The following is a 13,888-nucleotide window of genomic DNA, read 5'->3' as shown; positions in this document are numbered from 1 at the left end:
CTTCTTCAGCGGCCCTCGAAGGGTCGACGGCCACCAGCGGGGCCGATCCATCCTTCGAGACGCCGCTACGCGGCTCCTCAGGATGACGGGACAGAAAGCATACGCCTCGGAGCTATGACGCAGCAGGACCAGGCCGCGATCATGGCCACGGCAACATGGGCGGCGGAACGGATCGATCCGTCTTGTCCGGCCCTGCCCCAGCCCGCCCCCAATCGCGCATGAACGGCATCTTCAGCAGGCCGCGCAGCGACTGCTTCTCGGGATCGTCGAAGCCGTCGAGGCCATAGCGCAGCTCCGCGAAGCGCGGGCCGCGATTATAGGTGCCGCCGAGGCGGTCCCAGATCGAAAGCAGATTCGAATAATTGCTGTCGGTCTCCGGCTGATGACGCGAATGATGCATCTTGTGCATGTTCGGCGTCACGAAGACGAGCCGCAGCCAGCGGTCGAGCCGCTCGGGCAGGCGGATATTGGCGTGCTCGAACTGGGCGTTCAGCGCCGACAGCGTCAGATAGCTGACCAGCACCCAGGCCGGCGTTCCGAACACGACCACGCCGGCGATGTGCCAGCCGATCCGCCACAGCGTCTCGCCGGGATGCTCGCGGAACGCCGTCGTGACGTCGACGAAGCGATCGGCATGGTGCATGCGGTGGAAGCGCCACATCCAGCCGAGCTTGTGCATCGAGACGTGGGCGAAATAGGCGAACAGGTCGAGCCCCACGATTCCAAGCAGCAGCTGACTCGGGGGTGACAGGCCGAGCCACCAGGACAGGCCGAATTTCGCATCCAGCGTCCATTGCGCGGCCAGCGGCGACAGCGGGCTGAGCAGCAGGTTCACACCGACAAAGATCACGGTGACGGCGGCGTTGCGGCCGATATTGCGCAGCCGGTCACCGCGCGCATAGCTGAACAGCGGAAACGCGGCCTCGAACAGCAGCACGATGGCGAACGACGCGAGCAGGAACGCGATCCGCGCGCCGGTCGACGGCAGCTCGACGTGAGCCATCTCAGCCGCGCCCGGATGCCACAGAAGCTTTGCAAAGCCGATCATGCCGATAGCCTCCCTCTTTACAAAACGAATATTCGTTCTTTATAAAGACGGCGAATGATCGTCAAGCCCGCCGCGTCGGCCGGCTGCGACCTGACAAGGACCCGACAATGCCGAAGGTGAAACCCGAGACGCTGGCGATCCGCCGCGAGGAGATCCTGCAGGCGGCAGAAATCTGCTTTGCGCGCCAGGGATTTCACCAGACCACGATCCAGGACGTGATCAAGCAGTCCGGGCTCAGCGCCGGCTGCATCTACGGGCATTTCACCGGCAAGGAAGAGCTGATCCAGGCGATCGGCGAGAGCCGCCATGGCCGCGACAGCGCGCTGCTGGCACTCAAGGATCCGTCGGACGATGTGTTGCAGAGCCTGCGGTCGATCGCCCGCGCCTTTCTCGGCGACCTGCAGAAGGAAGAAGGCCTGCGCGCCCGCCGCGTCGCGCTGCAGCTCTGGGCGGAGGCGCTGCGCGACGACGTGGTCCGCGACCAGGTGGTGAGCGGAATCCGTCAGCCGATCGCCCTGATCGTGGACCTGCTGCGACGCGGCCAGAAGAGCGGCGCGATCGATCCTCACGTACAGCCGCGCGGTGCGGCGCGGGCGATGGTCGCGATGTTCCAGGGTATCGTGCTGCAACGGCTGTGGGGCGAGACCGTCTCGACCGCGGAGGCGATGCACGCCTTCGACATCTTCCTCGCCGGCCTTGCCGCCAGGCGCTGACGGGGGATGCGGTGATCGTCCATGACCTCCTCGCCGGCATCGCCACGGGCCTCGCCGGCGGTCTGACCGCCGGGCTGCTCGGCGTCAGCCCCGGCGGCGGACTGGTCGTGTTCTCGGTGCTGCTGCTCGGCGCCGGGCAGCATGTCGCGCAGGGCATCTCGCTGGTCGCGCAAGTGCCGCCGACCAGCCTCACCGGGATCAGGCGCTATTGGCAAAGCGGCAACCGCACGCCATTGCGCTGGATCGCGCTGCTGACAGTCGGCTTCGTCGCCGGCGGCGCGGCCGGCGCGCTCGCCGCCAACCATGTCGCCGAGCCCGCACTGCGCTGGACCTATGTGGCCTATCTCGTCGTGCTCGACGCGATGCTGATCCTGCGCGGCGGACGCGACGAGGCGAAGCATGACGGCAAAGGCACAGCGCGCGACATATCCTGGCCGGCGCTGCTCGTAGTCGGGCTGCTGGCAGGCCTGTCGTCGGGCTTTCTCGGCATCGGCGGCGGACTGGCGACCGTGGTTGGACTGAGCGCCGTGCTCGGCATGCCGCAGCATCAGGCGCAGATGGTAAGCCTCGTGATGTCGCTGATCCCGACCACGATCCCCTCGGCCTGGATCTATTGGAGCGAGGGCTCGCTGGCGTCCTGGCCGGTGCTCGCGGGCGTGATCGTCGGCCTGCTCGCCGGCACCGATCTCGGCGCCCGCGCCGCCAACCGCATCGACCGCGCGCGGTTGCGCCGCGCGATGATCGTCTTCGTCTCGCTGATGGCGGTCTATATGACCTTCAAGGCGCTGTGGTAGATAGAGGTGGCACGTCCTCCTCGCGGAGCCCACCATGCGCAAGCCGGCAACATCGACCAGCAAGGCGGCATCACGGTCGCGCCCGAAACCGGCCGCTGCGCTGTTCGACGCTTACCCTGCCCCGGTTAAGGCCAGGCTGCTGGCGCTGCGGCGCCTGATCTTCGAGACCGCGAAGGCGACCAAAGGCGTCGGCGCGCTGGAAGAGACGTTGAAATGGGGCCAGCCGAGCTACCTCACGCCGGAGACCGGCAGCGGCAGCACGGTCCGGATCGATCAGGTGAAGCCGGCCGCCGACCGGGTCGCGGTCTACTTCCACTGCCAGACTGATCTGGTCGAGACCTTCCGCGAGCTCTATCCCGAGCTCAGCTACAGCGGCAACCGCGCCATCCTGCTCGATGTCGCGGGCAAGCTGCCGGAGGCCGCGCTGCGCCACTGCGTGGCGCTGGCGCTGACTTATCATCTAAGGCGGAAAACCGACCGCTGATACCTGCTCATCGCCGTTGCGAGCCACCCGGTCGGCGCGAAGCGCCGCCGGATGACAGGCTCAGCGAAGCAATCCATGCTTCAGCGTATGCGGGACGATGGATTGCTTCGTCGCTTCGCTCCTCGCAATGACGCTGTGGCAACGGTCCAGCCTACGCCACCAGCGCGGTCGCGACGCGCTGCGCCTTGAGCAGGCTGATAACCTCGGCGTTCGGCCGGGCGCGGCTGAACAGAAAGCCCTGGCCCTCGTGGCAGCCTTCGGCGCGCAGGCAGCTCAACTCTGCCTCGGTCTCGACGCCCTCGGCGGTGATGGTGACGCCGAGCCCGATGCCGAGACTGACGATCGAACGCACGATCGCCTGCGCGTCCGGGTTCGCGCCGAGGTCGCGCACGAACGACTGGTCGATCTTGATCTTGTCGAACGGAAAGCTGCGCAGATAGCTGAGACTCGAATAGCCGGTGCCGAAATCGTCCATCGACATCCGCACCCCGAGCGCACGCAGCGCATGCAGCGTCGCCAGCACCTGGCTGCTCTTCTCAAGCAGCAGCGTCTCGGTGATCTCAAGCTCGAGCCGCCGCGCCGGCAGGCCGGATTGCCGCAGCGCGTCGGTGACCAGCGCCAGCAGATTGCCGGTACGGAATTGCAGCGGCGACAGATTGACCGCGACGCGCACGTCGTCAGGCCATTGCGCCGCGTCCATGCAGGCACGATGCAGCATCAGCGCGCCCAGCGGATTGATCAACCCGGTCTCCTCGGCCACCGGGATGAACTCGCCCGGCGAGATCATGCCGCGCTCCAGATGCGGCCAGCGCACCAGCGCCTCGAAGCCGGTGATGCGCCCGGTCGCAAGATCGACCAGCGGCTGGTAATAGGGCCGCAGGCCTTCGTTCTGGATCGCATCGCGCAGATCGATCTCGATCTTGCGGCGGCTTTGGGCGCGCGCGTCCATCTCCGCCTCGAAGAAGGAGAAGGTGCCGCGGAATTCGCTCTTGGCGCGCGACAAGGCCATGTCGGCGCTCTTCAGGAGCTTTTCGGAATCCTCGCCGTCGCCGGGCGACATCGCGATCCCGATGCTGGCGCCAATCACCACCGAATGCCCCTCGAGCAGATAGGGCTCGCCGATCGCGTCCAAAATCCGCCGCGCCAGCAGCACCGCGTCCTCGGGCCGCATCACGCCGCCCTGCACGATGGTGAACTCATCGGAGTTGAGACGAGCCAGCGCATCTTCCTCGCGCAGCGTCGAGCGCAGGCGCTTTGCGACCGCGCGCAGCAGCTTGTCGCCGATGCCATGACCGAGCGTCTCGTTGACCGCCTTGAAATTGTCGAGGCCCAGCATCAGCACCGCGACCTTGTCGGTGGAGCGGCGGGTGTGCTGCAGCATCTCGTCCATTTGCTGGCGCAGCAGATTGCGGTTGGGCAGGCCGGTCAGGCTGTCGTGCTGGGCCATGAAGGCGAGCCGCGCCTCGGCGCGCTTGCGTTCCGTGATGTCCATCAGCGCGAGCAGCATCGCCGGCTGGTCGCCATGCATCAGCTGGCGCGAATAGATCGCAAGGTCGATCAGCGTGCCGTCGGCGCGCACATGCTTCCAGGTCCGCGCCGCCTGCTCGTCGCTGCTGCGGCCCGCCGCCCAGGGCAGCTCGGCATCGAACGCCTGCAGGCTCCTGATCGTCATCCGCTCGAATTCGGCGCGGACGTAGCCGTAATGCGCGATCGCGGCGTCGTTGACGGCGAGGATCCGCTCGCCGTCGAGCACGCACAGGATCATTGGCACCGGATTGCCGTCGAACAGCAGGCGGAACGACGCCTCGCGCTGCTTCAGTTCGGTGATGTCGACGCGCAGGCCGACGATGCCGCCATCCGAGGTCAGCCGCTCCTCGATCAGCACCACACGGCCGTCGGCCAGCACCTGCTCGTGCCGCTCGCCGGGCTGGTACATCTTCTTGAGCCGCTCGGCGATCCACGCCTCCTCGCGGCCGGCAGCCTCGGGATAGTCGCCGCGCGCGACGCCGACGCGGATGGTGTCTTCGAGGCGCGCGCCGTGCTCGAACAGATCGGAGCTGCGCTTGTAGATTTCCGAGTATTTCTTGTTCCAGAGCGTGTAGCGGCCTTCGGGGTCGAGGAACACGATGCCCTGCGGCAGGATGTCGATCGCCTCACGCAGCCGCGCGTTGGATTTGCGCGCCTCGGCGATCGCGGCCTCGGCCTGCGCGCGCTGGCGCACCAGTTCGCCGATCTCGACCGCGGGGCGGCGCGATCTGCCCGACACTTTCGGCATCGGTGTGGGCCGACGGCCCCGAGGACGGGACAGTTTGGCCTGGTTCGGTTTCTTGGTGTTTTTCTTCGGCCGCATCATCGGTATCGCACGCCCCACGCGCATTCCAGTTCGGCGATATATCTGCGATAAGTCTCTGAAAAATTGGTATCTCTTGGCGAGTAGCTGCGCTGCCTGAGAAGCCTTGCATGCCTGCTTTGCAGGCGAATTCACGCCGGGCGTGAGTTTGGTTGCGGCGCGCCAGCGGCGCACGGCACAGAATCGCAGCATGGAAGCGCCTGCGCTTGGTGAAGGAAGCGTAAACCGGCGCGCGATTGCACAATGAATGCGCCGAAGACGCTTCAAGCGCACCAATGTTTGTCAGCGTGCGGCAGGGTTATCGTGCGGTTAAGCCGCGGTGCGCTTAAGCCTTCGCATTTTTGCCGAATCGTACCTTAGTTGGTGATCTCGATCCGCGTGCCGCCGCGGCCATTGCGCTCGACCAATCCATAGAGCATTGCGGCGTGCGAGGGATGCAGGCGCACGCAGCCATGCGAGGCCGGCCCGCCAAGGCGCGTGAGTTCGTATGTTCCATGGATGGCAAACCCGCCATGGAAGAAGATCGAATGCGGCATCGGCGAGTTATAGTACTTCTTCGAGTACCAGCGGCGCGCCAGCATCTGCGGGCGGAACACTCCACTCGGCGTGCCATAGCCGCGGCGGCCGGTCGACACCGGCCAGTTGTAGCGTCTCGCGCCGTCGACGCTGACCGCCATGCGCTGCGATGATTTATCGATGTGAACGACGACGTCGGCCCGCGCCGGGGAGAGCGCCAATATCGACGCAGCTATCGCGGCGGCAAATGCCGGCCGTACGCACGATACGCTTGTCACAATTACGCCTACCCTGAAATTATTGCGGACATGATGTCGCCCACAACGTGCGCTTGTAAAGTGGCGTGGCTCACGTCGGAGCCTGGAAGCCGCGGGTAATCTTAATCCACCCTGTGGGCGATCAAGCGAATGGGATGAAAGCGCGGTCCGCCTGCTCCGAATCCATGCTAGCCTTGCGCCGACAGAGTGATCCGCATGACACCCCGCCTGCGTCTGTTCCCACTCCTGATCTTAGCCCTCGTCGCCTGCACCATCTCCGCGCGGGCGCAGGACAGGGGCTCGCTCAATCCACAGCCGCTGCCGCCGCTCGCCAACCCTGACGATCCAAAGATCGGGGCGAAGCAGCTGTTCGCGCGCAAGGTTTTGCCGGCGGCGCTGCCGACCCGGTCGATCGGCGGCTACACCAAGGGTTGTCTCGCCGGCGCCGCGCAGATGCCGCTCAACGGCGAGACCTGGCAGGTGATGCGCTTGTCGCGCAACCGCTACTGGGGTCACCCCAACATGATCGCGCTGCTCAAGCGGCTGGCGGCCAACGCGCACAAGGACGCCGGCTGGCCGGGTATCCTGGTCGGCGATATCGGCCAGCCGCGCGGCGGCCCCGCGCTCTCCGGTCATGCCAGCCACCAGATCGGACTCGACGCCGATATCTGGCTGACGCCGATGCCCGATCGCAAATTGTCGCGCGAGGACCGCGAGGAGATGTCGGCGGTGATGATGGTGCGCGACGACCGGCTCGACATCGATCCGCGCGTCTTCACGCCGGGCCATGTGCTGGTCATCCGCGACGCGGCGCGGGAGCCGGCGGTGCAGCGCATCTTCGTCAATCCCGCGATCAAGAAGGCGCTGTGCCGCGAGGCCAAGGGCGATCGCGGCTGGCTGTCGAAGATCCGGCCGTGGTGGGGCCACGACTACCACTTCCACATTCGCATGCGATGTCCGCCCGGCAGCCCTGGCTGCGAGGGACAGAAGCCGCAAGCGGAGGGCGAAGGCTGCAAGCCGTCCGATCTCGCCTTCTGGTTCAAGGATTCGGTGCTGCACCCGAAGCCTCCGCCGAAGCCGCCGAAACCCCGCCCGCCGATGACGCTGGCGCAGATGCCGGCGGACTGCAGGACCGTGCTGAACGCACCCGACAGCAAACAGCAACTGCCAGGGCAATAACATCTTCGTCAGGCGGCTATGCCGGCCGCTTCGAACTGCGATATGATCTCGTGCCGTTGCGCCGTAAGCGCGTTCGGGCGATGGATCGGGGCGGCTGATCTATTTATCCGTCATCATCAATGGACCAGACATGCGCAAATCGCTCCTCGCGGCATCGCTGTTGCTCGTCTCGGCTCCCGCTTTCGCGGCGGAGGAGCCGAGCGGCTGCGACAAGTTCAAATGGTCGATCGAGCGCGCACGCGCCGCGCTGACCGCGCCCGATCATGCCAAGGTCGTATCGGGAAGCGAGCAGACCGCGCTGCCGGCGACCGCGATCACGCTGGCGCTGGTGGCCCCCGGCGACGCCAAATTGCCGATCCCGCCGGAGCGCGCGCCGAAGGAAGGCACCTTCGCCGGCTTCACCAGCTTCAAGGCCGCGCCGAAGGCCGGGATCTATACCGTCAGCCTGTCGGCCGGGGCCTGGGTCGACCTGGTGCAGGACGGGCATTTCCTGAAGCCCAAGGCGTTCAGCGGCGCGACCGATTGCGACGGTATCCGCAAGACCGTGAAATATGACCTCGCCGCCAGCCCCTTCGTGCTGCAGGTCAGCGGCTCAAAAGAGAATTCGCTGTCGATCGCGATCCAGCCGTCGGACGAATAGGACGCGTTAGACAAAGGGTCGCCTTTACCGTAAGCCTCAGCCTGCTATGTTTGCAGTGCGATATCCCTGAGGACCGTAAGTCCGTCGGGGACCAGCGGAACAGCGCTTCCGTCCGTCGCAGGCCAGACCTCACCCAACGCCTGATTTGCGCGCCGGTTCGCGCGTGAACTCGCACGGAGCGCTTTCCATGTCACGACTTGCCGGACTTTTCACCGCCTTCTTCATCGTGCTCGGCGCGATGCATTCGCCCGCGAGCGCCGAGGACAAGACGCTCACCGTCTTTGCCGCCGCCTCGATGAAGAATGCGCTCGACGACATCGATGCAGCCTACACCGCCAAGACCGGCGTCAAGGTCACCGCCAGCTATGCCGCGAGTTCGGCACTGGCAAAACAGATCGAGCAGGGCGCGCCGGCCGACGTGTTCGTCTCCGCCGACACCGACTGGATGGACTATGCGATCAAGCAGAAGAACATCAATGAGCAGACGCGGGTGAACCTGCTCGGCAACTCGATCGTGCTGATCGCGCCGAAGGATTCCAAGATCGACAACGTCAACATCGGACCCGGCTTCGATCTCGCCAAGCTCGCCGGCGACGGCAGGATCGCGACCGGCGACGTCAAGGCCGTGCCGGTCGGCAAATACGCCAAGGCCGCGCTGGAGAAGCTCGGCGCCTGGCAGGCGGCCGAGCCGAAATTCGCGATGGCCGAGAGCGTCCGCGCCGCATTGACGCTGGTGGCACGCGGCGAAGCCGTGCTCGGCATCGTCTACTCGACCGACGCCAAGGTCGAGCCGGGCGTCAAGATCGTCGGCACCTTCCCGGCCGACACCCATCCGGCCATCATCTATCCGGTCGCGGCGACCACGACCGCGAAGGGCGAGACCGCCGAGTATCTCGCCTTCCTGCGCTCCTCGACGGCGAAGACGATCCTCGAGAAGTACGGCTTCAAGTTCCTGATCAGCCCGACGACGTAAGCCCAGTGCCGCCGATTTGACGTTCCTCCAGTGATAGCCCGCACGCACCGTGAGGAACGTCAAATCGATCAGCGGCACTGGCCTATTGACTCTTACTGGTGTCTGTTCCCGAAGTTCGTAACTGAGGAGCCGCACTTGCATACGAACTTCGGGGACAGACGCTAGTGTTCGAGATCTCGCCGGCCGAATGGACGGCGATCCTGCTGTCGCTGCGGGTCGCCGTCGTCGCAACACTGGTGGCGACCCCGTTCGGCATCGCGCTCGCCTGGCTGCTGGCGCGGCGCGATTTCTGGGGCAAGTCGCTGCTCGATGCCGCCGTGCATCTGCCGCTGGTGCTGCCGCCCGTCGTCACCGGCTATTTGCTGCTGCTGACCTTCGGCAAGCGCGGCCTGGTCGGCGGCTGGCTGGCCGACCATCTCGGCATCGTGTTCGCGTTCCGCTGGACCGGCGCTGCGCTCGCCTGCGGCGTGATGTCGTTTCCGCTTCTGGTGCGGCCGATCCGTCTCTCGATCGAGGCGGTCGACCGCCGCCTCGAGCAGGCGGCCGAGACACTCGGCGCCGCGCCCTGGCGGGTGTTCGCAACCGTGACGCTGCCGCTGGCGCTGCCCGGCGTGCTGGCCGGCATGGTGCTCGGTTTTGCCAAGGCGATCGGCGAGTTCGGCGCGACCATCACCTTCGTCTCCAACATTCCCGGCGAGACCCAGACCATTTCGTCGGCGATCTATTCGCTGATCCAGACGCCGGATGGCGACACCGCCGCCGCGCGGCTCGTGATCATCTCGATCGTGCTCGCGGTCGGCGCACTGGTCGCGGCTGAAGTGTTCGCGCGTCGCGCCACCGCGCGCCTGCACGGGCAATAGCCATGCTGCGCGTCGACATCACCAAGCAGCTCGGCGAGTTCTCGCTTGCGGCCTCGTTCACGAGCGAGGGCCGCGTCACCGGCCTGTTCGGCGCGTCCGGCTCCGGCAAGACCTCGCTGATCAACACCATCGCGGGGCTGTTGCGTCCTGACCGCGGCACCATCGTGATCGACGGCGAGACCGTCGACGATACCGCGACCGGCATCCACGTCCCGACCTGGCGCCGCCGCATCGGTTACGTGTTCCAGGACGCGCGGCTGTTTCCGCATCTCGACGTCGGGCAGAACCTCGACTACGGCCGCCGCATGAACGGCCTCACCGAGGATCCCGCGCAACAGCGGCGCGTCGTCGACCTACTCGACATCGGCGCCCTGCTCGACCGCCGTCCCGGAAAGCTCTCCGGCGGCGAGCGCCAGCGCGTCGCGCTCGGCCGGGCGCTGCTGTCCAAGCCGCGGCTGCTGCTGCTCGACGAGCCGCTGGGCGCGCTCGACGAAAGCCGCAAGCTCGAGATCCTGCCCTATCTGGTCCGGCTGCGCGACGAAGCCGGCGTCCCGATGGTCTATGTCAGCCACGACGCGGCCGAGCTGCGCCAACTCGCCACCCAGATCGTGATGCTGCGCCGCGGCCAGGTGACCGCGTTCGGCGGTGTCAAGGTGCTGACGGCGGGCTCGTAGCTGGCCGTTTTTCCGAAAGTCGGCATAAGATAGCCTATCTTGTCTGCTAGGCCCCCATCGGGACGTCCGATCGGGCATGGGGAAGGTTGAATTGTGCGACTGACTGGCTGGGTGTTGCTGCTGATCGGCGGACTGCTGTGCGCCACGATTTCGTGGGCCGCGCTCGGCTTCCTGCTGATGGGCGTCGGCCTGATCGCGCTGCAGGTCGCCGAGCGGGGCCGGCGTCCGGCCGATGCTGCCGTGCCGGCCGGGGCCTCGGGATTTACCCCGCCTCACCTCAGCGACGGGCTGCAGCCGCCGACCCTCGACCCGGTCGCAGGCCAGGATACCGGGCAGCGTCAGCCGCGCCGGGTGGCCTGGCCCGACAAGAACAACGACGCGCCCTACGATCGCGAGGCGTGGCGGCGGCTGGTCGAGAGCGATCCCGACCTCGCCCAAATCGCCAATGTGCTCGCCGATTACGGCCCGCAATATGTCGATGAGCTGGCGGCGAGCTATCTGGCCGCCCCCGACAAGGGCCGTTTGGCGGCGATCGTCGACGGCATCATCGCGCGCGCCCGCGACGGTCAGGCGGTCCCGCTGCCGCCCGCGCCAGTCGAAGCATCGCGGCCACCGCCGTTGCCGCCCCGGCCAGCGCCGAAGCCGGTGACCGCCCCTGCCGCCAAGCCGGCGACTTCGCCGAGCAATTCCGCCGATGCGCTGGAAGCGTCCCTGCTCGCCACGGTCGAGGAGGCTTCCGCCAGGATCGCCGCCGAACGTGCGGGTCTCTTCAAGCCTGCCAAGGAGATTAACAAGGAGCTTAACAAGGAGCCCGGCGAGGCAACCGACAGCCGGCCGCAGGCGGCGGGCCAGCGGCAACCGCTATTCGGTCGCGCCCCCCGGGACGCCAAACCCGCCGAGCCGCCGCCAGTGCCAGCCTCGCCGCCGCCAATGCCAGCGGCACCGCCGCCGATGCCGGCCGACACGCCCGCCGATCTCGAAGCATCGCTGATCGCCGCCGTCAGCGAGGCCGCCGTCCGGCGGGCGGACGCCAAGGACACCCCCAAACCGGCGCTGGAGCCCGCGCCGTCGCCGGCGAAACGCGAGCCCGAGATTGGTAGCGTCGCGCCTGCCTCTCCACCGGCACCACCTGCGAAGACACCACCTGGGAAGACACCTGCCGACAATCTCGACGAGACGCTGCTCGCGGCGCTGGCCGAGATTTCCGGTCAGAAAATCAAAGGCGAGCCCAAGCCGGACTCAGCGTCCAAGGGCCCATCCGGTCCGCCGGACGACGGGCTGTCCGACATGATCAAGAAGTTCGCCCCGGATTCGAACTTCCTGCGCAAGACGTAACGGCGCGGCTCAGACCCCCGCCACCGACGCCCAGATATCGGCGAGCTTGCGCTTGACGATCTGCATCCGCGTTTGCGGCGCGACCTTTTCCTCTTCCTCCGGCAACCGCAGGCCGACGACGTTGACGCGGCCGCCGCTGATGCTGCGCGCCACCAGCACGATCTCGTCGAGCGCCAGTTCGGCCCCTTCCTTCGGCGCGCGGTCGAGATTGACGTCGAAATAGTCGGCGAGCGTCAGCTTGGCCTGGTGCTCGTCGACCTTGACGCCGTAGATCTCGGCGAGCTCGCCGAGCGTATGCTCCGCCGACACCATGAAGTCGCCGAGCAGATGCGGATCGGGCGCGCTCGACGGCGCCATGTCGACGAAGAAGCGATCGAGCGCCTCGGCGCGCTTCGGCGGCGCCAGCAGGTAGATGTAGTCGCCGGGCGCGACCGGATCGGCCTCGGTCGGCGTCAGGATCCGCTCGTCGCGGATCACCAGCGTCGGCTTCGACCAGGAGGGGATCAACCCGCGGCGGAAGTACAGGCTCTTCGGCCGCACCGGATAACCGACCAGCTGCTGCTCGAGCTGGCCCGGCAGATCGAGCTCGACACGGCGCGGGCCGCGTTCGGCGCGCGGCAGCGCGACATGCAGCCGCCGCGCCGCCGGCGCCAGCGTCCAGCCCTGCAACAGCAGCGAGATGATGACGACGACGAAGGCGACGTCAAAATAGAGATAGGCCTTCGACAGCCCGACCAGCATCGGGATCGAGGCGAGGAAGATCGCGACCGCGCCGCGCAGCCCGGTCCAGGCGATGAAGACCTTCTCGCGCCAGTTGAACTTGAACGGTGCGAGGCAGATCAGCACCGCCAGCGGCCGCGCCACCAGCATCAGCGCGAACGCCACCAGCACGGCGCCGCCGGCGCTGGAGAGCAGGCGATGCGGCGAGACCAAGAGGCCGAGCAGCACGAACATCACGATCTGCGCCAGCCAGGTCGCGGCGTCGAGGAACGTCACCACCGAATTATGCGCGCGGGTCGGCCGGTTGCCGATGATGATACCGGCGAGATAGACCGCGAGGAATCCCGAGGCATGCACGATCTGCGAGCCGCCGAAGATCACCAATGCCGCGGTGGTGACGAACGGCGCATGCAGGCCCTGCGGCAGCGCCACATAGTTCAGCGCGATCACCACCAGCCGGCCGCCGATCACCCCGATGATGGCGCCGAACACGGCCTCCTGGATGAACTCCAGCGCGATGTGCGAGGCCGAGCTCTGGCCGATCGAGATGAACTCGACCAGCATCAAAGTGAGGAAGATCGCGAACGGATCGTTGGTGCCGGATTCCGCCTCCAGCGTCGCGCCGACGCGCGGCCGCAGGCGCAGGCCCTGGGTGTGCACCAGCAGGAACACGGCAGCCGCGTCGGTCGAGGCCACGACGGCGCCGACCAGCAATGACTCGGTCCAGTTGAGGTCGAGCACAAAGCGGGCGACCGGCGCCGTGATCAGCGCGGTCAACAGCACGCCGGCGGTCGCCAGCACCATCGAGGGCACCAGCACGGTGCGGATGCTGGCAAACCGCGTCTTCAATCCGCCGTCGAACAGGATCAGCGCCAGCGCCACCGAGCCGACCAGATAGGTGGTGCGGACGTCGTCGAACTGCAGCCGGCCTGGACCGGAATCGCCCGCCAGCATGCCGACCAGCAAGAACACCAGCAGCAAGGGGGCGCCGAACCGCAAGGCCAGCAGGCTCGACAGGATGCCGGCCATCACCAGCACCGCACCGAGCAGGATCGCTATACTGACGGAGTCGAGGGATGCCATGCGCCTTCGGAGGTCTCAAGGACTTGGGAGGTCTCAAATACTTGCAATTGCATCCTTATCGTCGCCACACTGGGACGCCAACCGATTTCTGACATGAGCGGCAATGTGCCCGGTTCTCCCGGGCCTAGAGCAAGATCAAGTCAGGTTGAATCGGTCTCGCGGCAGACTGGCTGCACCTCTCCCGTTTGCGAGGGCTTTGCGCAATTGGGCGTGCGCGGGTGCAGGCCAGTGTCAGGCATTTTTTTGCGTGGCTTCTGGGGGC

General features: G+C 66.7%; 13 protein-coding genes. 9 read left to right on the top strand and 4 right to left on the bottom strand.

Going from position 1 to position 13,888, the window contains the following annotated elements; translation table 11 throughout:
- Positions 1–139: 139 nt before the first annotated feature.
- Complete coding sequence (locus tag IF803_RS24825) at positions 140–1,048, bottom strand: sterol desaturase family protein (protein ID WP_461193789.1); 909 nt, start codon at positions 1,046–1,048, stop codon at positions 140–142.
- Between the two features lie 107 nt (positions 1,049–1,155).
- Here IF803_RS24825 and IF803_RS24820 point away from each other — a divergent pair, with 107 nt between their 5' ends.
- From IF803_RS24820 to IF803_RS24810, 3 genes are read left to right on the top strand one after another with little or no spacing between them, the layout of a single operon-like run.
- Positions 1,156–1,761 (top strand): TetR/AcrR family transcriptional regulator, encoded by a 606-nt coding sequence (locus IF803_RS24820; protein ID WP_461193788.1) that lies wholly within the window; start codon positions 1,156–1,158, stop codon positions 1,759–1,761.
- A gap of 11 nt (positions 1,762–1,772) precedes the next feature.
- On the top strand, positions 1,773–2,555 hold the full coding sequence (locus IF803_RS24815) for a sulfite exporter TauE/SafE family protein (RefSeq protein WP_461193787.1): 783 nt from the start codon (positions 1,773–1,775) through the stop codon (positions 2,553–2,555).
- Between the two features lie 34 nt (positions 2,556–2,589).
- A complete protein-coding gene (locus tag IF803_RS24810) occupies positions 2,590–3,039 on the top strand; it encodes a DUF1801 domain-containing protein (protein WP_461193786.1) in 450 nt (149 codons plus the stop codon).
- Positions 3,040–3,190: 151 nt separating this feature from the next.
- Here the strand turns inward: IF803_RS24810 and IF803_RS24805 are convergent, their stop codons facing one another.
- Positions 3,191–5,389: a putative bifunctional diguanylate cyclase/phosphodiesterase gene (locus IF803_RS24805; RefSeq protein WP_461193851.1), complete on the bottom strand. Its 2,199-nt coding sequence runs from the start codon at positions 5,387–5,389 to the stop codon at positions 3,191–3,193.
- Positions 5,390–5,745: 356 nt separating this feature from the next.
- Positions 5,746–6,183: a L,D-transpeptidase gene (locus IF803_RS24800; RefSeq protein WP_276469627.1), complete on the bottom strand. Its 438-nt coding sequence runs from the start codon at positions 6,181–6,183 to the stop codon at positions 5,746–5,748.
- 195 nt (positions 6,184–6,378) lie between these two features.
- On the opposite strand from IF803_RS24800, the gene mepA reads away from it, so the two are divergent.
- From mepA to IF803_RS24770, 6 genes are all read left to right on the top strand, one after another.
- Positions 6,379–7,341, top strand: a complete 963-nt coding sequence (gene mepA, locus IF803_RS24795) for a penicillin-insensitive murein endopeptidase (RefSeq protein ID WP_461193785.1) — start codon at positions 6,379–6,381, stop codon at positions 7,339–7,341.
- Positions 7,342–7,471: 130 nt separating this feature from the next.
- Positions 7,472–7,981: a hypothetical protein gene (locus IF803_RS24790; RefSeq protein ID WP_028340447.1), complete on the top strand. Its 510-nt coding sequence runs from the start codon at positions 7,472–7,474 to the stop codon at positions 7,979–7,981.
- 187 nt (positions 7,982–8,168) lie between these two features.
- Positions 8,169–8,954, top strand: coding sequence for a molybdate ABC transporter substrate-binding protein (gene modA / locus IF803_RS24785; RefSeq protein ID WP_461193784.1), 786 nt, complete (start codon positions 8,169–8,171; stop codon positions 8,952–8,954).
- Positions 8,955–9,118: 164 nt separating this feature from the next.
- Positions 9,119–9,814, top strand: a complete 696-nt coding sequence (gene modB / locus IF803_RS24780; RefSeq protein WP_461193783.1) for a molybdate ABC transporter permease subunit — start codon at positions 9,119–9,121, stop codon at positions 9,812–9,814.
- Positions 9,815–9,816: 2 nt separating this feature from the next.
- Positions 9,817–10,488 (top strand): molybdenum ABC transporter ATP-binding protein, encoded by a 672-nt coding sequence (gene modC, locus IF803_RS24775; RefSeq protein WP_304498382.1) that lies wholly within the window; start codon positions 9,817–9,819, stop codon positions 10,486–10,488.
- A gap of 114 nt (positions 10,489–10,602) precedes the next feature.
- Positions 10,603–11,823: a hypothetical protein gene (locus IF803_RS24770; protein ID WP_461193782.1), complete on the top strand. Its 1,221-nt coding sequence runs from the start codon at positions 10,603–10,605 to the stop codon at positions 11,821–11,823.
- A 9-nt stretch (positions 11,824–11,832) separates the two neighbouring features.
- Here the strand turns inward: IF803_RS24770 and IF803_RS24765 are convergent, their stop codons facing one another.
- Positions 11,833–13,626, bottom strand: coding sequence for a potassium/proton antiporter (locus IF803_RS24765; RefSeq protein WP_028340443.1), 1,794 nt, complete (start codon positions 13,624–13,626; stop codon positions 11,833–11,835).
- Positions 13,627–13,888 lie beyond the last annotated feature (262 nt).

The organism is Bradyrhizobium sp. UFLA06-06, assembly GCF_054820065.1.
The sequence above is the reverse complement of the archived record's forward strand: the minus strand, read 5'-3'. Positions and strand labels throughout refer to the sequence as shown.

What these genes read in the sequence shown, in the direction of transcription:
- IF803_RS24825 (WP_461193789.1), bottom strand. Translation starts at nt 1,048, where the DNA reads ATGATCGGCTTTGCAAAGCTTCTGTGGCATCCGGGCGCGGCTGAGATG.
- IF803_RS24810 (WP_461193786.1), top strand. Translation starts at nt 2,590, where the DNA reads ATGCGCAAGCCGGCAACATCGACCAGCAAGGCGGCATCACGGTCGCGC.
- IF803_RS24790 (WP_028340447.1), top strand. Translation starts at nt 7,472, where the DNA reads ATGCGCAAATCGCTCCTCGCGGCATCGCTGTTGCTCGTCTCGGCTCCC.
- IF803_RS24765 (WP_028340443.1), bottom strand. Translation starts at nt 13,626, where the DNA reads ATGGCATCCCTCGACTCCGTCAGTATAGCGATCCTGCTCGGTGCGGTG.
- modA (WP_461193784.1), top strand. Translation starts at nt 8,169, where the DNA reads ATGTCACGACTTGCCGGACTTTTCACCGCCTTCTTCATCGTGCTCGGC.
- IF803_RS24805 (WP_461193851.1), bottom strand. Translation starts at nt 5,389, where the DNA reads ATGCGGCCGAAGAAAAACACCAAGAAACCGAACCAGGCCAAACTGTCC.
- mepA (WP_461193785.1), top strand. Translation starts at nt 6,379, where the DNA reads ATGACACCCCGCCTGCGTCTGTTCCCACTCCTGATCTTAGCCCTCGTC.
- modC (WP_304498382.1), top strand. Translation starts at nt 9,817, where the DNA reads ATGCTGCGCGTCGACATCACCAAGCAGCTCGGCGAGTTCTCGCTTGCG.
- IF803_RS24820 (WP_461193788.1), top strand. Translation starts at nt 1,156, where the DNA reads ATGCCGAAGGTGAAACCCGAGACGCTGGCGATCCGCCGCGAGGAGATC.